This window comes from Devosia soli (assembly GCF_000970455.1).
Lineage (GTDB): Bacteria > Pseudomonadota > Alphaproteobacteria > Rhizobiales > Devosiaceae > Devosia > Devosia soli.
The window spans coordinates 339,184-359,644 of the sequence record NZ_LAJG01000021.1; the positions used below are offsets into that span (position 1 = coordinate 339,184).

Below are 20,461 nucleotides of genomic sequence, written 5' to 3' on the forward strand. Positions count from 1 at the left end.
GACCAGTCTAGCACGTCAGGCCCTATTCGGCCTTGGGTGGGTAGGCGGGGTTGGCTTCCTCGCCATTGATCAGCTTGATCGCGAATTGCAGCTGGGCGTCGTCCGCCGGCTCCTGCGGTACATAGACCGACGAGCCGACAGTGCTTTCTTCCTGGCCTTCGATCTTGATGTGTCCGGCAAGCCCGGCTTCGCCGACGATCTCGTCACGGCCCTGGAATTCTTCGGGCACCACCTGGCGGATATCGATATCGGGGGTGATGCCGAGCGCCTGAATCGAGCGATTGTTGGGCGTGTAGTACCGGGCCGTCGTCAGACGCATGGCGCCATCGGGGCCAAGCGAAATGATCGACTGGACCGAACCCTTGCCGAAGGAACGCGTGCCGACCAAGGTGGCACGCTTGTGATCCTGGAGGGCACCGGCGACGATTTCCGATGCGGAAGCCGAGCCGCCGTTGATCAGCACGACCAGGGGCACATCGGCGAGCTGTTCGTCGAGCGGATCGGGCTGCGCATCATAGCGTGCGCTTTCGGTTTCGGTGCGGCCACGGGTGAGAACGACTGCACCCTGCTTGAGGAAGGCATCGGCAACATAGACGGCCTGATCGACAAGACCGCCAGGATTGTTTCTCAGATCCAGAATGATGCCCTTGGGCGCCTTGCCGTCGCGTTCGGCATAGATGTCCTTGATGGCATTTTCGATGCCGATATAGGCCTGGGCCGAGAAGCGTGAGAGGCGGAGGACTGCCACGTCGCCATCCATGTTCCAGCGCACGGCGCGCATGGCGATGGTGGCGCGGGTGAGGGTGAACTTGAGCGGATCGGTGACGCCTTCGCGCACGACCGTGACGGTAATATCGGTCCCGATCGGGCCACGCATCTTGGCGACAGCTTCATCGAGCGACAGCCCCTGGATCGAGGTGCCGTCAAGCTCGACGATGAAATCGTTGGCCATGATGCCGGCCTTGGCGGCTGGCGTATCGTCGATGGGGGAGATGACCTTGATGGCCCCTTCTTCCATCGTCACTTCAATGCCGAGCCCGCCGAATTCGCCGGAGGTGTCTTCGCGCATTTCATCGTAATCGGCCGGCGGCAGGTAGCCCGAATGCGGATCGAGCGAGGACAGCATGCCCTGGATGGCGGCGCGGATCAGCTCCTGTTCATCGGGCGGATCGACATACTCGGCGCGGATACGGTCGAAGATTTCGCCGAACAGGTTGAGGTCGGCATAGACCTGAAGCGGATCGCGGGGTTCCTTGGCTAGCTCTTCAGGTGTCGGCTCGGGCTGTTCGCCAGAGGGATTGGGCGCCTCCACCGGCGCATCAGGAGCCGGAGGCTGATCCTGTGCAAGCAGCCCGGCGGCCGGCACAAGCAGCGCCACACCGAAGGCGGCGGCGCGAAGGGTGGACAAGCGCATGAAGTTTCATCCCGTCTGTTCGTTTTGAGCCCACCAGCCTTCCGGGTCGATGGGCTCGTTGTTCTGTCGCAGCTCAATATAAAGGGTCGGTTGGGCGTTGCCAGCGTTGGTCGTCACCGTCCGTCCAATTGTGCGTGATCCCATCTGGCCGAGCGGTTCGCCCATCTGGACGAACTGCCCGATATCGACCGAAATGGTTTCGAGCCCGGCCAGTAGCGCGGTGTAGCCCTGGCCGGTATTGAGAATGATGATCTGGCCATAATTGAGATAGGGGCCCTTGTAGAGCACCCAGCCATCGGCCGGCGCAACCACCTGGGCTTCGGCGCGCGTGACGATCGACTGACCCTGCGAAATGCCGCCAAATCCATCGCTCGTGCCGAACTGGACGACCGTAACCCCATTGGCGGGCTGATCGAGATAGCCGCGGGCCATGGGGAAGGGCACGGCCGGCTCGGTGCGCGCGGCATTGGCAAAGGCAACGCGGATCGCTTCGGGCGAAAGCTGCGGCATGTCGGACGCGGCAGGCGCCGGCGTCGACGCCTGGTTGGCACGGGCCGATAGGGCATCGATGAGTTCGCGAAGCGTACTGGCCCGTTCGGCAAGTTCAAGGGCGGCCTGTTCTTCGGTATCGAGCTGGGCGCCAACCTGTTGGATGCCCTGCTTACGGGCTGCGATCAGGGTAGCGATGCGCAGCTGTTCTTCTTCAAGCACGGCATAATTGGACTTGAGCGTCTGCTCTTCGGCGAGGGCCTGCTCCTTGATGGTCATCAGCGCCTTGAGGTCGGTGCTGACGGATTCGGCGCGGGCGCGCAGCTGCGGCACGATCGAGGCGATGAGCATGGCGCCGCGGGCCGAGCCGAGGGCGTCGCTGGGGTCGACGATCAGCGCCGGCGGCGGATTGAGAGAGATGCGCTCGAGCGCCGCCAGGACATTGGCGATCTCGGCATCGGCGCCATCGAGGCGGCCGCGCACTTCGAGCTCCTCAACGATGAGATTGGACAGCCGCTCCTCTACATCGGCGACCTCGATTTCGGCGAGCTTGACGCGCTGGCCGGCGGCGATGAGGGCGGCGTTCTGCCGAGTGCGATCGCCTTCCATCTCGGCGATCTCGGCCTTGAGTTCATCGATGCGCTCGCGGCTCAATTGCAGGCTAGCTTCGATTTCCTCGAGATCGGCAGCGCTGTTGGCCGCCGTATCGGCACCATCGGCGGGCGGCGCTACGGCATCGGCAGGTGGCGTTGCTTCTCCTGAGGGCGGGGTAGCGGTCGGCGATGCCGGTGTCTCTGCGGTCGTCGCCGGGACGGTGGTGGTCGTCGTTTCAGCCGGAGCCGGTGTGGTCGCGGCGGGCAGCGTGGCGTCAGCCGGCTCGGCTTCTGTCGTTGTTGCGGCAGGGGGGGGTGTCGAGGGTGCTGTCACGGACTGGGCAAGCAGTGGCAGCGCGAGGCTGCCAGCGAGCACGATGCCGCCGAGCATAGCTCTGACGATATGGTCCGGACCAACCGGCATGGACACTCCTGAACACCCGTTCCGCCGGACGGCATCCCGAATCACTGCCGCGACATTAGCAAAGGGCTGGAAAACCACTGGTTAACGGCGCTTAACCATAAATTGCCGCGACGCATCTCGTGCCCTAAGGCGCCTAGACGCTCAAATTAAGGCAGTCAATCGCCGCGATGATAGGGGTGGCCGGCAAGAATGGTGGTGGCGCGATATAGCTGTTCGGCGAGCATGATGCGCACCAGTTGATGCGGCCAGACCATGGGCGAGAAGCTGAGGGTCATATCCATGGTACGCACATAATCGGGATCAATGCCATCGGCGCCGCCAATGACGAAGGAGACGGCTGGCCGGCCCTCGTCGCGCCAGCGCTGGAGCAGGCCCGCGAATGCTTCGGAACTGACCGACTTGCCGCGCTCATCGAGCCCGACGACGATACCTTCGGGCAAGGCCGCGCGAAGCCCTTTGGCTTCTTCGACCTTTCGGGCAGCGGCGGAGCCGGCGCGGGATTCGTTGAGTTCAAAGACCTCAAAACCCGTCAGCGCCAGCGGTTTGCCGCTCGCGACGGCCCGATCGAGATAGCGGGACACGAGTTCGCGCTCGGGGCCGGACTTCATCCGGCCCACGGCCGCTATGGCGATGCGCATGAAAATATCCTTACGCCGGCCCGGCCGGCGCCGGGGTCAGTGGGCGTCGGCGGCGAAGTCCGCCTGCCACATCTTTTCGATGTTATAAAATTCGCGCACTTCGGGGCGGAAGATATGGACGATCACATCGCCGGTATCGACCAGAACCCAATCGCAATGCGGCAGGCCTTCGACGCGCGGCTTGCCAAAACCCTTGTCACGCAGGGCGCTGATGATCTGGTCCGCCACGGCGCCGACATGGCGCTGGGAGCGACCGGAGGTCACGATCATGTGGTCGGCAAGCGAGGATTTTCCGGTGATATCGACCGAGACCGTTTCTTCAGCCTTGGCGTCATCGAGCGTATTGAGGATCAGCTCGACAAGGGAGATATCGGTCGGAGCGGCCGGGGCCGGAGCGGTCGAAACCGTATTGGTGGGCAGCGCAGCCATTAGAAACGGCCTTCTGCCCATGCGCGCGCATGGGTCATGCTTTGGGTCAACATCCTTGGTTGTTGATCGGAATATTGCGTCGTCTGGGCAAACGGCAAGCCGTTCTTTCCTGTTCCGAAGACAGCGATCACTTCACCGAATATGCGCTTTCGCGCGGTTTTTCGCAAGATCGGGAGTTTAATTCTCGTTAACCTGGGGTTTTCGCGCCCGGATGGCGGTCGAAGACAGCGAAGACTGGCGTCCGTGGAGATAAACCCAGGCAGGGGCAGGAAGGCGCGCGAGGATCGAAGCGTCTTCTTGGTCGATCTGCCCATGGGCGAGCGCCAGGGCGGTGCGCGAAGCCAGCGCGCGATGGGATGCGCCGGGGCGGGCATAGGCTGCGATCGGCAGGGTGGCGGCAATGTCCTGCCAGCGTTCCCAGCGGTGAAAATCGGCCAGGCTATCGGCGCCCATGATCCAGACGAATTTCCGATCCGGCAGGGCCTGGGCGAGAAAGCGCACCGTCTGCCAGGTGTAGCGGAACCCTTTTTGAGCCTCGAAGCCGGTGACATGGATGCGGGGATTGGCTATGGCCTCGCGCGCCGCACGGACGCGTTCGGCGAGCGGACGCAGCTCGTCGTGGTTCTTGAGCGGATTGCCGGGCGTCACCAAAACCCACATGGCATCGAGCTCGAGACGGCGCAGCGTCTCCTCCATCACCAGCAGGTGCCCGGCATGGATGGGATTAAAGCTGCCACCGAAAAGGCCGATGCGCATGCCGCGCGCCGAGGGCGGCAGGTCGGTGACGCCGGGAATACGGACGGATGAATAAAGGGTCACGTCAGGGTCGAAGCTGGCCAGAGCCGCGAACGCGGTATTTAAAGGAAGTCAGCTGCTCGACGCCGACGGGGCCGCGCGCGTGCATCTTGCCGGTCGCGATGCCGATTTCGCCGCCGAAACCGAACTCGCCGCCATCGGCGAACTGGGTGGAGGCATTGTGGACGAGAATTGCCGAGTCGATCTCGCTGAAGAATTTTTCGACCGCAGCGGGGTCCTCGGCGATGATCGCTTCGGTGTGGTGGCTCGAATAATGTTCCACGTGGGCGATGGCGGCTTCGAGGCTGTCGACGATTTTGACCGAGATGATCGCGTCCTCGTATTCGGTCTTCCAATCCTCTTCGGTCGCCGGCTTGGCTTGGGCGATGAGGGACTGGACGGTGGCGTCGCCGCGGATTTCGCAGCCCTTTGCCACCAGCGCATCGATGATGGGTTTGAGGTGGGTCGAGACGACTTCCTTGTGGACGAGCAGGGTCTCGGCGGCCCCGCAAATACCGGTGCGGCGCATCTTGGAATTGAGCGTGATGGCGACGGCCTTTTCGAGATCGGCCGAGCGATCGATATAGACGTGGACGAGCCCCTCGAGGTGGGCAAAGACCGGCACGCGGGCTTCGGACTGGACGCGGGCGACGAGCGATTTGCCGCCACGCGGGACGATGACGTCGATATTGCCGGAAAGTCCCTTGAGCATTTCGCCGACGGCGGCGCGGTCGGTCGTGGGAACGAGCTGGACGCCATCTTCGGGGAGGCCGGCCTGCTTGAGGCCGAGGCGGAGGCAATCGACGAGCGCGCGGGAGGAATGCGCGCTGTCGCTGCCGCCGCGCAGGATGACGGCATTGCCTGATTTGAGGCAGAGCGCGCCGGCGTCGGCCGTGACGTTGGGGCGGCTTTCATAGATGACGCCGATGACGCCGAGTGGGGTGCGGACGCGCTCGATATGGAGGCCGTTGGGGCGGTCCCATTCGGAAATGACGGCGCCGACGGGATCGGGCAGTTCGGCAATGGTGCGCAGCGCATCGACAATGCCGTTGAGGCGCGCTTCGGTTAGGAACAGGCGATCCTGGAAGGCGTGGGTCATGCCCTTCTGGCGTGCGTTTTCCATGTCGAGCGCATTGGCGGCGAGGATTTCGGCCTGGTGGTCGCTGACGGCCTGTGCGGCGCCGACAAGGGCAGCATGCTTGCGCTCGGCACTGGCGGTCGCAAGCTTTGAGGCAGCAGCGCGGGCCTTGCGGCCGATGTCGAGCATCAGGGCGGGAATGTCGTTCGAGACCATTTCAACAACGCTCATGAATTCATCTCCTCGACGGCTGCGGTCAGCACCAGGTTGTCGCGGTGGATCAGTTCAGTCCGGCTGCCGATCCCCAAAAGCTCGACCACCGTGCTCGAGCGCTTGCCCATGGCAAGGCGTGCGTCCTCGCTGTCGAGACCGACAAGGCCGCGGGCAATTTCGCGGCCGTCTGGATCAACGATGGCTACGGTGTCGCCACGCTCAAAATCTCCAGACACCTTGGTGACGCCGATGGGCAGGAGTGAGCGGCCCTGCTTGAGGGCGCTGGTCGCGCCGGCATCGACCTGCAGGGTGCCGGCGACGGTGAGTGTACCCATAATCCAGCGCTTTCGCGCCTGGGCACGGGAGCGGGCAGGGTGGAAAAGCGTGTGGCGGCCGCCCTCGGTCAGGGTTTTGAGCGGATGCATTTCAGTGCCCTTGGCGATGATCATGGCGGTGCCGGCAAGGGTCGCGATCTTGCCGGCTTCGACCTTGGTTGTCATGCCGCCACGCGAGAGATGGCTCGCCGCGCCGCCCGCCATGGCTTCGATGGCGGGGGTTATGGCTTCAACCACCGGGATATGCTGGGCGTTCGGGTCCTTGGCCGGCGGAGCGGTGTAAAGACCGTCGATATCGGAAAGCAGGACGAGGCAATCGGACTCGATCATCGTCGCAACGCGGGCCGAAAGGCGATCATTGTCGCCATAGCGGATTTCAGCGGTGGCGACGCTGTCGTTCTCGTTGAAGATCGGGATGGCGCCGAGACCGAGCAGGGTCGTCACCGTGGTGCGCGCATTGAGATAGTAGCGGCGCTCCTCGGTGATGTTGGGGGTGATAAGGATCTGGCCGGTGACGATGGAATGGCGGCCAAGTGCCTCGGCCCAGGCTTGGGACAGCGCGATCTGCCCGGCGCTCGCAGCAGCCTGGGATTGTTCGAGGGTCAGCGACACGGCGGAAAGGTCGAGAAGGCCCCGGCCGAGCGCAATCGCGCCCGAGGAGACGACGACGATGTCGCGGCCCTCGGCCTTGAGCGCGGCGATGTCTTCGGCAAGATCATCGAGCCAGGCTTTGCGCAGCTTGCCGGATTTGTCGACGAGAAGGGCCGAGCCGATTTTTATGGTGATGCGCCGATAGGGGGCGAGAGCGTCGGCGCTCATCAGGGCGTCCACTTCTCTTCCGTGGTTGCCTTGCGCTCGACTTCCAATTCCTCGGCGCGGCTTTCGTCGATGATGGCGAGCACATCGTAGAGCACCTGCTCGACGCCTTCGCCGGTGGCGCCGGAAATGGCGCGGACATCGGCCTTGCTGACTTTCTTGAGGGCCTTCATCTTGGCCTTGAGCTCTTCGGGGGTCAGCGCGTCGACCTTATTGAGCACAACGATTTCGGGCTTTTCGGCAAGGATGTCGGCATAGGCGGCAAGCTCATAGCGCACAGCCTTATAGACATGGGCCACGTCTTCATTTGTGCCGTCAATGAGGTGGATGAGGACGCCACAGCGCTCGATATGGCCGAGGAAACGATCGCCGATGCCGATGCCTTCGCTCGCTCCTTCGATGAGGCCGGGAATATCGGCAAGCACGAATTCGCGCTCACCGACGCGGACGACGCCAAGATTGGGATGCAGCGTTGTGAACGGGTAATCGGCGATCTTGGGCTTTGCCGCGGAAACGGCTGCGAGAAAGGTCGACTTGCCGGCATTGGGCTGGCCCACGAGACCGGCATCGGCGATCAGTTTGAGGCGCAGCCAGATGCCTTTTTCGATGCCCGGCTGGCCGGGATTGGCGTGGCGTGGCGCCTGGTTGGACGACGTCTTGAAATAAGCGTTGCCGAAGCCGCCATTGCCGCCTTTCAACAATACGACGCGCTGGCCGACTTCGGTGAAATCGGCGACCAGGGTTTCCTGGTCTTCCTCGAAGATCTGGGTGCCCTTGGGCACGCGCAGGATAATGTCTTCGCCATTGGCGCCGGCGCGGTTCTTGCCCATGCCGTGGGTGCCGGTCGGCGCGCGAAAGTGCTGAGCATAGCGGAAGTCGATGAGCGTATTGAGTCCATCGGCGCAAACCGCCACGACATCGCCGCCGCGCCCGCCATTGCCGCCATCGGGGCCGCCGAATTCGATGAATTTCTCACGGTGAAAACTGACGGCACCACCGCCGCCATCGCCGGACTTGATGTAGATCTTGGCTTGATCGAGAAATTTCATGTGCGTCGTGCCTTCCAGACGCCGAGCGTCAATTGTGTGTCGATATGCTCCACCTCGACGCCGCGCGCAAGGCAGAGCAGCCAGGAGCGCCCGGTTTCGGCAAAGCCGAGTCGCCGCTGTATAGCCAGCGAGGCGCCGTTGAAATGAAAGACGCCGGAATAAACGACCGGCGCCCGAGAAACCGCAAAGAACCAATCAAGGCACGCGATCGCCGCTTCGGTCATGATCCCCCGACCCCAAAAGGGCTTTCCGAGCCAGTAGCCGATCACCGGACCATCCTGGGCTGGATGAAAGCCGATATGGCCCACATAGCCTTCGCCTTTCAGCTCGATGCAGAAATTGGCGTCATCGACCATGGTGTCGGGATGACGCGTCCTGAGCCAGGCGCGGGCATCGGAGAGATGGTATGGAAACGGCACGCGCGCAAGATTGCCGGAGACGGCGAAATCGTTGAGGTAATGTGCGATCGGCTCGGCATCCTGAGCGCGCGGGGCGCGCAGGATCAGGCGTTCGGTTTCGATGATGGGCAGGATCATCGGCGCCACTCCAGAACGAGAAGCGGCTTGCCGCGATGTCGCTCGACGACGCTTTCGGTGCGTTCTATGACGGCGAAGCCGGTTTTTTCCAGGACGCGCTGCGAGGCGGGATTGGACGCGAGGACGCGGGCGCGGATGATTTCCATGCCAGCGTCACCGGCTGCGGCGAGCAGGCCCGTGACTGCCTCGGGCGCAAAGCCCTGACCCCATTGGGGTTCGCCTATCCAGTAGCCGAGCTCGGGCGGATTTTCGGCGCTGAATTTCAGCCCCACGATGCCGATCAGCCGGTCGTCGTCCTGCCGGGCGATGGCATAAGGCCGCTGCTCTGGCTTTCTGGAAAACCGTTCGATGAACCCGATGCCGTGCTCGGGCAGATAGGGGAATGGCAGGCTCGCCGTCGGCTCGATCACCTTCCAGTTGTTGACGCCCTCGACGAGGGCATCGAGGTCGCTCATGACGGGCTGGCGAAGGCGCAAGCGCGACGTGATGATTTCGCTGGGCAACGCATCTCTCAGGCGCATAGATCGGTCCTTCTCATGCTCCAGGCGGCGCGGGTCAATTCGGTCGTGACGTGCTCGACATTGTGCTGCAGCGCCTGGGAAAACCGCATATCTTTTCCCGTCGTCACAAAGCCGAGTCTTGCCTTGAGGCGCAGCGAAGCCACGTTGTTTCGGTGTGCGCTTGAACGGATCGATGCGTTTTCAGTCTCGCCGAAATGCCAGTCGATCAGGGCGGTGGCCGCCTCGAGCGCGTAGCCGCGATGCCAATGAGGCCGGGCGATCCAGAAGCCGAGTTCGTTGACGAGGGTGACGCAGCCGATCAGCCCCTTGGTTCGATGCTCGACGATGAAGAAGGCTTTTTCAGGCGTCGGCACGGGCGCGTTGCGCAGAAAATCGCGCGCCATGGTGAGCGTATAGGGCCAGGGCACCGGCGTCAGCCATTTGGCGACGGCGAATTCGCTGACGCCAAGGGCGTAGCAGGGGGCATCTTCCGGGCGCGGGGCGCGCAGGATCAGCCGATCGGTCAGGAGTTCGGTCATCTCTCGCTAAACTCCAGCCGCATGAGCATCACAGCCTGGCCCTTGAGCGTGCCGTCCTTGTCTTTCGATTCTCCGATCTCGGTAAAACCGAGCTTTTTGAGGACATTGCGCGAACCGGAATTGGAGAGGAGCGTGCGTGATCTGAGGGCCGCCGCCCCGGCCGCTCGCGCCGCGTCGACGACGGCTCGGCCCGCTTCGGTGGCGATGCCCTGGCCCCAATGGGGTTCGCCAAGCCAATAGCCAAGCTCGGGTAGCTCGCCGGGAAGAAGATGCAGCCCCATCGTGCCGACATAGTCGCCGTCGCGCAGGATCGACCAGGCAAATTCGGTCTCGCCCCGCGCAATCTCCATTACGAAATGCTCGCCGTCCTTTTTTCCGTAAGGATGGGGCAGGCGCGAGAGCACTTCATGAATGCGTTTGTTGTTCGCCAGCTTCGCCATTTGAGGAACATGAGCCATCGCGGGGGTGGCCAAGACCAGGCGCTCGGTGGTCAGCGTCGCGGGCAGGCGGTCCTTGAGGGCAGTCATCATGTTTCTCCAGAAGCGAAAAGGGGAACCGGCTGACCGGTCCCCCTTTGCAGTTCTGGTTTGTCGCCAAACGCCGCCGGGGAACTGGGTCACCGGCGGGTTGGTCAGGCCTGCCGGGTTATTCGGCGGCCTCTGCCGGGAGGACAGACACGTGTACTTTATTGTTCGCGCGGGTGCGGAACGCCACGGTGCCATCGACCAGAGCATAGATCGTGTGATCCTTGCCCAGGCCAACACCGGTGCCCACGGCCCAGCGCGTGCCGCGTTGACGGATGATGATGTTGCCAGCGATGACGGCTTCGCCACCGAACTTCTTCACGCCGAGACGACGGCCAGCGGTATCACGACCGTTGCGGGATGAACCGCCTGCTTTCTTATGTGCCATGGTCTAGCTTCCTCTTATTCCTGATCGGCCTTGGGAGCGGCCTTTTTGGCCGGGGCCTTCTTCGGCTTGTCAGCCGTTTCGCCTTCAGCGGCAGCGGCCTTGGTCTCAGCCTTCTTGGGCGCAGCCTTCTTCGGCGCGGCCTTGGCTTCGGTCGTTTCCGAAGTGGCATCTTCTGCCTTGGGGGCCGACTTCTTGGCCGGGGCCTTTTCGCTCACGGAATCGGTGGCTTCGCTCTTGGCGGCAGCCTTGATCGTCGGCTGGGCGCCGCCGGTCAGGATTTCCGTGATGCGGACGGTGGTCAGCAGCTGGCGGTGACCGTTGCGGCGACGCGAATTGTGGCGGCGGCGCTTCTTGAAGATGATGACGGTCTTCTGCTTCTTGGTCTCGACCAGCTCGGCAGCAACGAGTGCGCCTTCCACCAGCGGAGCACCAATCACGTCGCCAACCATGAGGACTTCGTCGAAAGTGACGATGTCGCCGACGGCAGCGTCGAGCTTTTCGATCTTGAGGACGTCATTGGCAGCAACCTTATACTGCTTGCCGCCCGTCTTGATGACTGCAAAAGTCATATGCACAACCGAACGTTTTTTCGCGCCCGGTCCCTTTTCTGTCGCGCCCTGCGGCACCGCAGCTTTCATGCCAGCTTTTTCGCGGTTTTTACGGATGTAGGTCAGTTATCTGACCGGCAGCCTCGAGCAGCGTTTTCAAACAAAACCAGCGCACAGGTGGGACCGGTGCGCGTGGGATCGGGGGCTTATCGTGAAAAAGGGGCAAAGAGTCAAGCGCCGTCTCGAGCCGTTCTGCCCTCTCTCCGATACGGCAAAACGGCTCCAGGTCCTTATTTGGTCGCGCTTTCGAACCGCAAGAGTGGTGTCCACTTTTGCTGAGAACGCTCCGGTATTCGACGGCGCTTGCAGGGGTCAGCCCTGGCCGTTGGGATACCAGTTGCGCAGGCGCACTTCGGTGTGGTCGCCGACGCCGGTTTCAAGCGGGGAGAGATCGCTCTCGCCGTAATGGTAGGGATAGACGGTGCCGGGCTTGAAGGTGTTGATGGCTTCGACGGCCTGGTCGGGCGTCATGGTATAGGGCAGGTTCATGGGCAGGAAGGCGACGTCTATGTCCTTGAGCGCCAGCATTTCCTCGGTCGGCTCGGTGTCGCCGGCGACATAGACCTGCTTGTCGCCGAGGGTGAGAACATAGCCATTGCCGACGCCGACGGGGTGGTAATTCATGCGGTCGGCGGTGGTGTTGTGGGCGGCGATGGCCTTGAGCTTTACGCCATCGAGTTCACCGTCTTCGCCGTTGGCAATTGATTTGGCATTGGCCTTGAGGCTTTCGGGAAGTTTGTCGAAGACGTCCTGATTGGTGAGCAGCGGAACAGAGCCGGCGATGGCTTCGAGCGTCGGCACGTCGAAATGGTCGCCATGGCCGTGGGTGATAAGTATAGCGGTCGGCTTGGGGAGGCTTTCATAAAGCGCGGCGCCGCCGACGGGATCGACATAAATGACCTTGCCGCCCCATTCGAGCACGAGGCTCGCATGTTCGACCGGATGGATGACGAGATCGCCTTCGCTGGTGGCGATAGTTTCAGGCATGGCGGCTTCCTGAGCAGTGGCAGGGGTCGGAACCAGGACTTTGGCGGCGAAGCCGGCTATTGGCAAGCTGGCAAGACCGGCAACCACGGAGCGGCGCGTGAACATGGAGTTCTCCCTCAAATGTGACAAGCTTTGACGGAACCACAACGCAGGCTCGTCTCGATAAGATCGCGCAGCACGAGATTGTTATCGGCGGGTGCGTTTCTGCACGGCGGGAGAAGAAGAGGTGTTGCAGCCTTCCGCCCACTATGCCATAAGCCGCCCCGTATCGACCGGCCGGGAGCTTTAGCGCTCCTTTTTCGATCTCGCGGAGAGATGGCAGAGCGGTTGAATGCACCGCACTCGAAATGCGGCATAGGGGCAACTCTATCGGGGGTTCGAATCCCTCTCTCTCCGCCAGTTTTCCTTCCAAATCCTTGAAGCCGTAGAAAACCTGGTATTCCCGGGCAAGCAGACGCTAGGCCTTGCTTATTTTGGACTTCTTCCACTGCCATTTCCATCGTTCGCCGCACCTGATCCCATCTCAGCGTCACGCGGACTTGGCGCTCAGATGGCCGTTCTCGAAGATGGCCGATACTGTGGATATGTTTCGGGAGGATGCGTCGAAGCTGCGGTCGCCTCAGAGGCGATGCGCGCCATCAGCGCCGGACAGGACGAAATTCTCAGATTTGGTACCGGCTCGAAATTCATCGACGTTCAACTGCCGTGCGGCGGTGGCATTGATGTGCCCAGGACCGCCGATATCGCCTCCCGCAACACTGCATAGTCGCGATCGATCCTGACCTGGCGGGTGCGACGCAGAGCGTTGCCACGGAGGGCACTAAGTTCGTGGAGGACAGGATTCGGGATAAGCCATGGCCCTTTGGGCCAGATCGGCATAGTGCGCCATCTCGGCGGCACACCAATGCTCGAATTCGTCAACGACCTCTTCCGTCACCCGGAATTCCTGGGGGCCGCATGCCAGCAGAGCTCGGACCTGCCGCATATGGCCGAGCACGTTACCCACATGCGACTCCGAAACCTGGAAGCGCTCGGCAAGGGCGCCGTGGGTCAGAGATATCCCCTCCTTGCCAGCCGCACGTCGATAGTGGCTGAGCATCAAGGCCGCCAGCAGTGGATAGCCGCTATCGTAACCGGCCAATCGCAGTACCGTTGGAAACTCGGCAATAACGGTACCTGCCCCTTGCACCCGGGCCGAAGAAAGAAAGATCATCTCGCCCAAAATGCCGGCATCCTGTTCGAATGGCAGCGCGAGAGCGCTCCCGGCGACGAGGTCGTGGGCCTGAACGAACGCGGCGCAGGACCGGCCAACCTCGCGGATCAGGCGCTCGGCGGGCCGCAGGACTTTCTGCCGTCTGTCGGCTTGGAGTGTTTCGATGCTGATGAGGTTGCGCGTTTGCAGCATCCTGCAGAACGAGGCCGTGTGTCGCGGACTTTGGCCGGATATGGCCTGTAACCGCGAGAGATTGGGCACGGCAGCGCCGTGGTTCCGCCAGCCGTAATATTGCCCGATCAGCATATAGGCCGAGTAGTAGCGCTCAAGTTGATTGAGCAGCTTGCGCAGGGGCCATCCTGCGGGTGCGGGCTCGGCCATCTTCTCGCAATATTGCGCCAGGCTTTGGCGAAAGCGAGCATCGGCCACGATTGCCGACGCCTCCATGACGTTTGCCGTGCCCGGTGGAAGCGTTCTCTTCATCGACAAAATCGGCAAAGTTTGGGGTGGCAGCACTTTAGCGGGCCGGCCAGAACTATCAACCTTGGCGCAAGGCGTGCCTTCCGACGAAGCTGATAGAGTGATTTCATGATCGCACGACTAAGGGGGACCAAAGCGGCTTCGAGATACTGCCTAGCCTCTCAGCCGTCTCGGGATGTGCCATGCCGGGCGAGGGTGAAGCGCATTGGCGGGGCTGTTCTCGCCCGTCTCATTCCTCTGCTTTTCGCTTGGCTTTTCGTGGTCGCGCCGTCCCTGGCGCAGGTTACCCTGGCACCAGCGAGCCTTCCCAATTCTACGGCCGGCGCGCCCTATCATCAGGTGTTCTCCGTCCTCGGTGGCACCCCGCCCTACATTGTCTCGCTTGCCGGCCCCCTTCCCGCCGGGATGACATTCTCCGGCGCGGCTCTGTCGGGGACGCCAACCGAAAGTGGCACATTCAACTTCAGCGTGTTTGCTTCCGACTTCGTCGGAGCGACGGATTCGAACAGCTATACTCTGACTGTCGGAGCACCCACGATCGCCATATCACCGGCCAGCTTGCCCGCAGGAACTGCCGGATCGTCATATTCGCAGAGCCTGTCGGCTTTCGGTGGCACCGCACCCCATAGTTTCTCTATTTCCGGCGTATTGCCCTCCGGTATCACCTTGACGCCGACCGGATTGCTATCGGGCACCCCGCTTGCCGCTGGATCCTACACATTTTCCGTCATCGTCACGGATTCCACCACGGGAAACGGCCCGCACACGGCGTCGATTTCTCAGACGCTGGTGATCGCTGCCCCCAGTGTGATCCTCTCGCCAACATTGCCCGATGCAACCGTCGGTCAACCCTATGCGCAGATGATTTCGGCGTCCGGCGGCTCGGCTCCCTACACCTTCAGCCTCGATTCCGGCGCACTTCCCGTCGGGCTCGTGCTTGGGCCCGATGGATCGATTTCGGGGACGGCAAAGGAAGATGGCACGTTCAGCTTCACTATCTCCGCCCAGGATTCGACCGCTAGCACCCCAATCACTGGCTCCCAAACCTATAGCCTCAACGTCGCGCCCCCCACCGTTGCCCTTTCACCCGCAAGTCTGCCGGACGGGCGGGCTGGCGCTCCCTATTCGGCAGCCGTTGCCGCAAGCGGGGGAACTGCGCCTTACACCTACACCGTCACTGGCACGCTGCCACCAGGCGTCACGTTATCCCCCTCCGGCCTCCTGTCGGGTACGCCAACCGAGAGCAACCTCTATTCCTTCACCGTCACGGCCACGGATTCAAGCGGTGGAACAGGGCCTCATTCAGGTGCACAGAGCTACAATATCGTCACCTATTCGCCGAACTTCACCTTGTTGCCCGATGACCTGCCGGTGGCGACGGCGGGTCAGCCCTATTCGCAAACGGTGGTCGCCGGCGGCGGGACCGCGCCCTATACCTATTCCATATATGCAGGCGCTCTGCCGGCCGGCTTGACCTTCTCGGGCGGAACTATTTCGGGCACCCCGACGGCGATAGGCTCGTTCTTCGTGACCATCATTGCCAGAGATTCAACCACCGGCCCAGGCTCGCCCTATGCCGTGGGGCAATACTTCCCGCTGATCGTTGCTGCCCCCACGATAGCTTTGACCCCCGCGACCCTGCCGGCTGCCAATTCAGGATCCTTCTATTCCCAGACGCTGTCGGCCAGTGGCGGCGCGGCGCCCTACACTTTCGCGCTCTCTGCGGGCAGCCTGCCGCCCGGGTTGACCCTCTCCACCTCCGGAACCCTGTCCGGGACGCCATCGGCGCCCGGAAGCTTCAACTTTTCCGTCACGGCTACGGATGGGTCGATCGGTGTCGGCCCGTTTTCCGCTACGCAGGCCTATAGCCTGAGCGTCGGCGCCACCGGCCGGCTCGTTGTCGCCGTGCGGTCCAATGTCGACGGCACTTTCGGTTTTAGCTCACCCGAGCCTTTGCTGAACGCGCTCACCGTCGGAACGACAGGCGGCATGGGTCAGAGTGGCGCGATCAACCTGCCCGCCGGTTCCTTCCGGATAACCGCAGACGACCTTAGCGGGGCTGGCACAGCACTGACGGCCATCAGCTGTGACGACAATGACAGCAGCGGAGACATCACTACAAGCTCCGCAAACATTGCGCTCGATGCTGGCGAAAGCCTGACCTGCACCTTCACGTTCCTCAATTCCCGGGAGGAGACTACGGGGCTCATCGAAGACTTCTTCGCAACGCGGGCTTCGCTGATCCTTGCAAACCAGCCGCGCTCGGACCGTCGCATCGACCGTCTGAATGGCATTGCGCCACGGGGCGATATCGGCTCAGCGCTCATGACCTATCTGCCGGCACTTGCCCGTGGAAGCGCGCTGCAGTCGTCCATCAGCCTCAGTGCCATCGAGGGTGCGATTGGCCTCGAAAATCCCAATCCGTTCGACATCTGGATGGAAGGGACCTTTGTGCGCCTTGATGCCGCCCGCGACGGCCAGCTCGTGCTGGGCAGCGTGGGAGCGGACTATCTCGTCACCACCGACCTTCTCGTCGGCGGTTTTGTGCAACTCGATCACGCCGTTCAAGGCCTGGCCGGGTTGCCAGGATTTGCTTCCGGCGCTGGCTGGATGGCGGGTCCCTATGCGACCATGCGGCTGCACGAAAATCTCTATCTGGACGTGCTGGCCGGCTTTGGACGTTCCAGCAACAGCATCAATCCTCTCGGGTCTTACGAGGACCGGTTCGGAGCAACGCGCTGGATTCTCAGCGCCGCCCTCGAAGGACAATGGGTTGCCGGCCCCTGGACCTTCTCCCCGCGCGCCAGCCTTGGCTATTTCGCGGAGACCAGCGATGCCTATCGTGACGCACTGGACATTGCCATACCCTCCATTGCCATGCATGTCGGCCAGATTGCGATCGGCCCTGCCGTGTCCTATCGCCTCGTTGCGGGCGAGGTTGTGATGACTTTGGGACTGGGGCTCGAGGGGGCAGCCGAATTCAGCCCAAATCTTGGTTTGGAAAATGGTCAGGCGCGCCTCAGGGCCAGCGTCAATGCTACCTCGCCGCGCGGCGCTGATATTGGCCTTACAATCGGTCTTAATGGGATCGGCAATGATGCCGGGACTGTCCTAAGCGTCTCTGGCCGCCTTGCAGTGCCAATGAAGTAGGCTCAGGTGTAGGCGATTGCATAGCGCTGATCGGACTGGAGAATGACGCGAAAAATAGGTGCGCGGCGAGAGCAGTTGCGCGATGCACGTGCCGCGAGGAGATCGGATCATTCAGCGCCTAAGAAGGAGCCAGCCATGGGCCGCATGACACCCGGTTGCTGGCCCTCGCGCCACCACGCTCGCAGCAATTCGAGAGCATGGCGTTGCCGCCTTTTTCCTTCTTCAATCCTGATGAGCAGGTGGGTACGAAACGAAAGCCAATCTCCTGCTGTCAGGCGCCCAGGAATTGACGTTGATCGTTCCCTGTCCACCGAAAAAAGCTGCAAGATCAGTCTGTTCGGTGCCGCTGGGGGTCATCAGGCGAAGCAGGACGTGCTTGTCGGGTGGGTGGCCGATCGTGTCCTCGGGGTAGCTCAGGAAGGCGACATGGCGGCCATCGGGTGAGATGTGAGGGAACCAGTTGACGCGGGTGTCGAAGGTCAATTGTTCAATGCCCGTGCCATCCGGCTGCATGCGGAAAATCTGTGCGTGGCCGGGTTTTTTGGCTGATAATTCGGAGTTGAAATAGATCCAGCGACCGTCGGGGGAATATTCCGGGCCGTCATTGGGCACGGTCACGTCGGTGAGGCGGGTGTCGGGTCCACCGGCTGCGGGAATGGTGAAAATGTTAACCTTACGTTGCCCTTGAGGCGCTTCAACCGCCACATAGGTTAGGGTTTCGCCATTGGGCGAAATGCCGTGGAGATAATAGTGATGCGGCGTCGGGTGCGCGTTGGAAACGCGGCGCGGTTCACCGCCATCGAAGGGCACGGCGTAGAGATGACCATCATCGGAACTGACATAGATCGTCGCCCCGTCCGGCGAGAGGACGTGATCGTTATTGAGATCGTTGAGACCACTTGTTGGGATGTGCTCCGGGCTGCCGCCTTCGGGACTGATCCGGAACAGCTGGCCACCGGCATTGAAGACCAGCCATTGCCCGTCGGGCGACCAGTTGGGGGCTTCGATGACCTCGTCGGCAGTCAAGACCGTGCGGCGATCGCCGTATAGGTCGATGACTTCGAGCACGGCCTTCTGGCCGGGAGAAAGCGTGCGGCCGCGGCGGGGGAAGGAATAGCTCATGCTCTGGTCTTTCAGCTATCGAGATTGTCGCGAAAATCGTTAAGGCCGGCTTCGACCGATGACGGCGCGTCGATCCACTCCTGCATGGCATTGCCAGTGGCAGGATCGTGGGTGGGAATCGGCAGCATCATGATGCGCTTGGCCGCGGCGCGGAAGCCGGCATCGTCGAGCCGGGCTTCCTCGATATTGTCCCAGTCACGGCCATCGGGGTAGCCGCCGACCATCATGACGTCGTCCGAATGGTCGACCATGATGTGGGAAACGCCAGCGGGAAGGACGATGACGTCACCGGCCTCGACACGGACGCGCACCCCGCCATCATCGAAAAGGACAACATCCATCCAGCCGCGGGCGCAGCCGAGGCATTCGTGGGTGGTCGAATGAAAATGGGCATAGGTATAGACGCCGGGATAGCGCCAGTTGTTGAGCCAGCCATTTTGGCGGAAGCGCGCGATCAGCGTCTTCACTGCCGCCAGGCACGGCGCTGCGGTGCACGAGGAGCGGAAAGCGGGAATTGGGGACGAAGCCATTCGGCTTTGACCAAAGGAGTTCGGTTTCCATCATTGTGCTCCCCGAGTGGTTCTGATCCGGCGCAAGGCATTGGCGACAAGGCCATGGTCTTCTTTATCGGGCAAGCCGCTCACCGAAGCCGCACCGACAACGCCGATACCCCTGACTGCAATTGGTACACCGCCCGCGCTTGCTGCGAAATCCTCGCCAATCACCCGGATTGTCGTGCCCGGTGACGATGTGACCGGCAAAGCGCCGGAGTTCGGCGGCAGGATCGGCGCCGCGCCGGCGAGCTGGCACACCAAGGGCACGACCCGTAGGTGCTGGACGATCGATGATCTCGACGCAACGTGCGAGCGTATCGAAGCGGCAGGGATCACGCTTCTGAGCGAACCAAGGCTGGTTTTGACGATAACCGCCGGGCCTAGCTTGAAGATCCGGATGGCAACCGCATTCAATTGATGGAAATGCATCCAGATTGCTTGCAATATCAGGCGATACGCCGTCTTCACGCCGAAGGCGTCTAGTCACCAGAGGGTCCGGTTCATTTTACCGCCCATGCATTCGATTGTTTTGCCGGTGCCGTCTCGATCGAGCCATCATATTGCCAACGCTGGTCTGCGGCGGGGCGACATGCCGGAGCCGAGGGTTACCATGATCGATCCGGAATTGATCGTGCGCGACAGTACGGCGGGGGGCGGGGTCTGACGGCAGGCCAAAACGCCCGGTTTTTGAGGAGGAGCCGAAAATTCTAAGCGTTGAAATCACCGGCCTGCGCGACGCAAAGCTTGCCGAGCATCCGGACCCACAGGCCAAGGGCGATGTGGTCAAGGTCGAAATCCTCGTCGCGCCCATGTGCACCGAGTGGCAATCCTGGCGCGCCGGCAAGGAGGGCCATGAGCTGGGGCATGAAGCCGTCGGCAGAGTGATCGATGCCGCTGCCTCGACCCGCTTCAAGGTGGGCGATCGCGTCATCGCCATGCCGCATTGGGGATGCGGCAAATGCCCGGCCTGTCTTTCGGGCGAGCATATCCATTGCACCGATCAGCGAAATATCCTGGCAGAGACTGGATCGAGCTGCGGGCTGGGCGGTTATGCCGATCATCTCATCAAGCCCGATTACCTGCTTTACCCGGTTCCGGACGATATCGAAACCGACCACGCCGCCATGGCGCTATGTGCCCTGGGCCCGAGTTTTACGGCGATGGAGCGCATGCGGATTTCGGCGTCGGACACGCTCGTCGTTTCGGGCTGTGGCGCGGTCGGACTTGGCGCCATCGTCAATGCGCGGACGATCGGCGCGCGTGTCATTGCGCTCGAACTCAACCCGTTCCGGATCGAACTGGCGAAAGCGCTTGGCGCCGAGCATGTGCTCGACCCGCGGGCGCCCGACATTGTCGAAGAAATCCGCGCCTTGACCGGCAGCTATGGCGCGGATGCGGCGATCGAGACCAGCAATAATGACGCCGCGCCACCGGTCGTCCTGGAACTGGTGCGGGCCCGCGGGCGGCTGGCCTTCGTCACCTGGAGCGGCGCCTTGCCGGTCAACCGCATCACCGGAAAAGGCATCGACATTTTTGGCTGCTGGCACTGGAACCACGACCAGGCAGGCGATCGCATGATGGACCGCG

21 protein-coding genes, 1 tRNA gene and 1 pseudogene are annotated in these 20,461 nt (G+C 62.3%); 4 read left to right on the top strand and 19 right to left on the bottom strand.

Translation table 11 applies throughout. The annotated features are described in order from the left end of the window. Positions 1 to 22: 22 nt before the first annotated feature. The 15 genes from VW35_RS10750 to VW35_RS10820 form a co-directional block, all read right to left on the bottom strand. Positions 23 to 1,414 (bottom strand): S41 family peptidase, encoded by a 1,392-nt coding sequence (locus VW35_RS10750; RefSeq protein WP_052951651.1) that lies wholly within the window; start codon positions 1,412 to 1,414, stop codon positions 23 to 25. Positions 1,415 to 1,420: 6 nt separating this feature from the next. Further along, complete coding sequence (locus VW35_RS10755) at positions 1,421 to 2,920, bottom strand: murein hydrolase activator EnvC family protein (RefSeq protein WP_083982647.1); 1,500 nt, start codon at positions 2,918 to 2,920, stop codon at positions 1,421 to 1,423. 155 nt (positions 2,921 to 3,075) lie between these two features. Continuing rightward, positions 3,076 to 3,558: a 23S rRNA (pseudouridine(1915)-N(3))-methyltransferase RlmH gene (gene rlmH / locus VW35_RS10760; protein ID WP_046143011.1), complete on the bottom strand. Its 483-nt coding sequence runs from the start codon at positions 3,556 to 3,558 to the stop codon at positions 3,076 to 3,078. A gap of 36 nt (positions 3,559 to 3,594) precedes the next feature. Then, positions 3,595 to 3,987 (bottom strand): ribosome silencing factor, encoded by a 393-nt coding sequence (gene rsfS / locus VW35_RS10765; RefSeq protein ID WP_083982648.1) that lies wholly within the window; start codon positions 3,985 to 3,987, stop codon positions 3,595 to 3,597. A 177-nt stretch (positions 3,988 to 4,164) separates the two neighbouring features. Continuing rightward, positions 4,165 to 4,806, bottom strand: coding sequence for a nicotinate-nucleotide adenylyltransferase (locus tag VW35_RS10770; RefSeq protein WP_244465875.1), 642 nt, complete (start codon positions 4,804 to 4,806; stop codon positions 4,165 to 4,167). A gap of 1 nt (position 4,807) precedes the next feature. Then, positions 4,808 to 6,091 carry a glutamate-5-semialdehyde dehydrogenase gene (locus VW35_RS10775; protein ID WP_046143012.1) on the bottom strand — a complete coding sequence of 428 codons (1,284 nt, stop codon included), beginning with the start codon at positions 6,089 to 6,091 and terminating at the stop codon, positions 4,808 to 4,810. Beyond that, positions 6,088 to 7,227: a glutamate 5-kinase gene (gene proB, locus VW35_RS10780; protein ID WP_046143092.1), complete on the bottom strand. Its 1,140-nt coding sequence runs from the start codon at positions 7,225 to 7,227 to the stop codon at positions 6,088 to 6,090. Before proB ends, VW35_RS10775 begins: the two co-directional genes overlap by 4 nt. Then, on the bottom strand, positions 7,227 to 8,273 hold the full coding sequence (gene obgE, locus VW35_RS10785; protein ID WP_046143013.1) for a GTPase ObgE: 1,047 nt from the start codon (positions 8,271 to 8,273) through the stop codon (positions 7,227 to 7,229). The genes proB and obgE overlap by 1 nt, the downstream gene beginning before the upstream one ends. Further along, positions 8,270 to 8,809, bottom strand: coding sequence for a GNAT family N-acetyltransferase (locus VW35_RS10790; RefSeq protein WP_046143014.1), 540 nt, complete (start codon positions 8,807 to 8,809; stop codon positions 8,270 to 8,272). The genes obgE and VW35_RS10790 overlap by 4 nt, the downstream gene beginning before the upstream one ends. Then, a complete protein-coding gene (locus tag VW35_RS10795) occupies positions 8,806 to 9,330 on the bottom strand; it encodes a GNAT family N-acetyltransferase (RefSeq protein ID WP_052951653.1) in 525 nt (174 codons plus the stop codon). Before VW35_RS10795 ends, VW35_RS10790 begins: the two co-directional genes overlap by 4 nt. Beyond that, on the bottom strand, positions 9,321 to 9,848 hold the full coding sequence (locus VW35_RS10800) for a GNAT family N-acetyltransferase (RefSeq protein WP_046143015.1): 528 nt from the start codon (positions 9,846 to 9,848) through the stop codon (positions 9,321 to 9,323). Before VW35_RS10800 ends, VW35_RS10795 begins: the two co-directional genes overlap by 10 nt. Further along, the gene (locus VW35_RS10805; RefSeq protein WP_161796895.1) at positions 9,845 to 10,375 is read right to left on the bottom strand and encodes a GNAT family N-acetyltransferase; all 531 of its coding nucleotides are present in this window, start codon (positions 10,373 to 10,375) and stop codon (positions 9,845 to 9,847) included. Before VW35_RS10805 ends, VW35_RS10800 begins: the two co-directional genes overlap by 4 nt. 118 nt (positions 10,376 to 10,493) lie before the next feature. Further along, the gene (gene rpmA / locus VW35_RS10810) at positions 10,494 to 10,760 is read right to left on the bottom strand and encodes a 50S ribosomal protein L27 (RefSeq protein ID WP_046143016.1); all 267 of its coding nucleotides are present in this window, start codon (positions 10,758 to 10,760) and stop codon (positions 10,494 to 10,496) included. 14 nt (positions 10,761 to 10,774) lie between these two features. After that, complete coding sequence (rplU, locus tag VW35_RS10815) at positions 10,775 to 11,329, bottom strand: 50S ribosomal protein L21 (protein WP_083982676.1); 555 nt, start codon at positions 11,327 to 11,329, stop codon at positions 10,775 to 10,777. Between the two features lie 351 nt (positions 11,330 to 11,680). Next, a complete protein-coding gene (locus VW35_RS10820; RefSeq protein WP_046143017.1) occupies positions 11,681 to 12,460 on the bottom strand; it encodes an MBL fold metallo-hydrolase in 780 nt (259 codons plus the stop codon). A 204-nt stretch (positions 12,461 to 12,664) separates the two neighbouring features. Between VW35_RS10820 and VW35_RS10825 the strand changes: the two genes are divergently transcribed. Next, a tRNA-Ser gene (locus tag VW35_RS10825) sits at positions 12,665 to 12,754 on the top strand. Between the two features lie 127 nt (positions 12,755 to 12,881). Beyond that, a pseudogene (locus tag VW35_RS21005) lies at positions 12,882 to 13,082 on the top strand (XdhC family protein); the annotation flags it as partial. Between the two features lie 93 nt (positions 13,083 to 13,175). Here the strand turns inward: VW35_RS21005 and VW35_RS10835 are convergent. Then, positions 13,176 to 14,051 (bottom strand): hypothetical protein, encoded by an 876-nt coding sequence (locus VW35_RS10835; protein ID WP_052951655.1) that lies wholly within the window; start codon positions 14,049 to 14,051, stop codon positions 13,176 to 13,178. 192 nt (positions 14,052 to 14,243) lie between these two features. Here VW35_RS10835 and VW35_RS20615 point away from each other — a divergent pair, with 192 nt between their 5' ends. Continuing rightward, positions 14,244 to 17,198, top strand: a complete 2,955-nt coding sequence (locus tag VW35_RS20615) for a putative Ig domain-containing protein (protein WP_052951656.1) — start codon at positions 14,244 to 14,246, stop codon at positions 17,196 to 17,198. Positions 17,199 to 17,420: 222 nt separating this feature from the next. Here the strand turns inward: VW35_RS20615 and VW35_RS10845 are convergent, their stop codons facing one another. From VW35_RS10845 to VW35_RS21010, 3 genes are read right to left on the bottom strand one after another with little or no spacing between them, the layout of a single operon-like run. Continuing rightward, positions 17,421 to 18,320 carry a TolB family protein gene (locus VW35_RS10845; RefSeq protein WP_046143019.1) on the bottom strand — a complete coding sequence of 300 codons (900 nt, stop codon included), beginning with the start codon at positions 18,318 to 18,320 and terminating at the stop codon, positions 17,421 to 17,423. A gap of 11 nt (positions 18,321 to 18,331) precedes the next feature. After that, positions 18,332 to 18,850 (bottom strand): cupin domain-containing protein, encoded by a 519-nt coding sequence (locus tag VW35_RS10850; protein ID WP_200896887.1) that lies wholly within the window; start codon positions 18,848 to 18,850, stop codon positions 18,332 to 18,334. Positions 18,851 to 18,880: 30 nt separating this feature from the next. Beyond that, entirely contained in the window at positions 18,881 to 19,342 is a 462-nt protein-coding gene (locus tag VW35_RS21010) for a heme-binding protein (protein ID WP_161796896.1), read from the bottom strand. 311 nt (positions 19,343 to 19,653) lie between these two features. Between VW35_RS21010 and VW35_RS10860 the strand changes: the two genes are divergently transcribed. Beyond that, the coding region (locus VW35_RS10860) for a zinc-dependent alcohol dehydrogenase (RefSeq protein WP_244465876.1) at positions 19,654 to 20,461 on the top strand (808 nt) is incomplete at its 3' end.

Coding starts and splice junctions, on each gene's coding strand:
- VW35_RS10750 (WP_052951651.1), bottom strand. CDS start 1,414: ATGCGCTTGTCCACCCTTCGCGCCGCCGCCTTCGGTGTGGCGCTGCTT.
- VW35_RS10755 (WP_083982647.1), bottom strand. CDS start 2,920: ATGCCGGTTGGTCCGGACCATATCGTCAGAGCTATGCTCGGCGGCATC.
- rlmH (WP_046143011.1), bottom strand. CDS start 3,558: ATGCGCATCGCCATAGCGGCCGTGGGCCGGATGAAGTCCGGCCCCGAG.
- rsfS (WP_083982648.1), bottom strand. CDS start 3,987: ATGGCTGCGCTGCCCACCAATACGGTTTCGACCGCTCCGGCCCCGGCC.
- VW35_RS10775 (WP_046143012.1), bottom strand. CDS start 6,091: ATGAGCGTTGTTGAAATGGTCTCGAACGACATTCCCGCCCTGATGCTC.
- proB (WP_046143092.1), bottom strand. CDS start 7,227: ATGAGCGCCGACGCTCTCGCCCCCTATCGGCGCATCACCATAAAAATC.
- obgE (WP_046143013.1), bottom strand. CDS start 8,273: ATGAAATTTCTCGATCAAGCCAAGATCTACATCAAGTCCGGCGATGGC.
- VW35_RS10790 (WP_046143014.1), bottom strand. CDS start 8,809: ATGATCCTGCCCATCATCGAAACCGAACGCCTGATCCTGCGCGCCCCG.
- VW35_RS10795 (WP_052951653.1), bottom strand. CDS start 9,330: ATGCGCCTGAGAGATGCGTTGCCCAGCGAAATCATCACGTCGCGCTTG.
- VW35_RS10800 (WP_046143015.1), bottom strand. CDS start 9,848: ATGACCGAACTCCTGACCGATCGGCTGATCCTGCGCGCCCCGCGCCCG.
- VW35_RS10805 (WP_161796895.1), bottom strand. CDS start 10,375: ATGACTGCCCTCAAGGACCGCCTGCCCGCGACGCTGACCACCGAGCGC.
- rpmA (WP_046143016.1), bottom strand. CDS start 10,760: ATGGCACATAAGAAAGCAGGCGGTTCATCCCGCAACGGTCGTGATACC.
- rplU (WP_083982676.1), bottom strand. CDS start 11,329: ATGACTTTTGCAGTCATCAAGACGGGCGGCAAGCAGTATAAGGTTGCT.
- VW35_RS10820 (WP_046143017.1), bottom strand. CDS start 12,460: ATGTTCACGCGCCGCTCCGTGGTTGCCGGTCTTGCCAGCTTGCCAATA.
- VW35_RS10835 (WP_052951655.1), bottom strand. CDS start 14,051: ATGAAGAGAACGCTTCCACCGGGCACGGCAAACGTCATGGAGGCGTCG.
- VW35_RS10845 (WP_046143019.1), bottom strand. CDS start 18,320: ATGAGCTATTCCTTCCCCCGCCGCGGCCGCACGCTTTCTCCCGGCCAG.
- VW35_RS10850 (WP_200896887.1), bottom strand. CDS start 18,850: ATGGCTTCGTCCCCAATTCCCGCTTTCCGCTCCTCGTGCACCGCAGCG.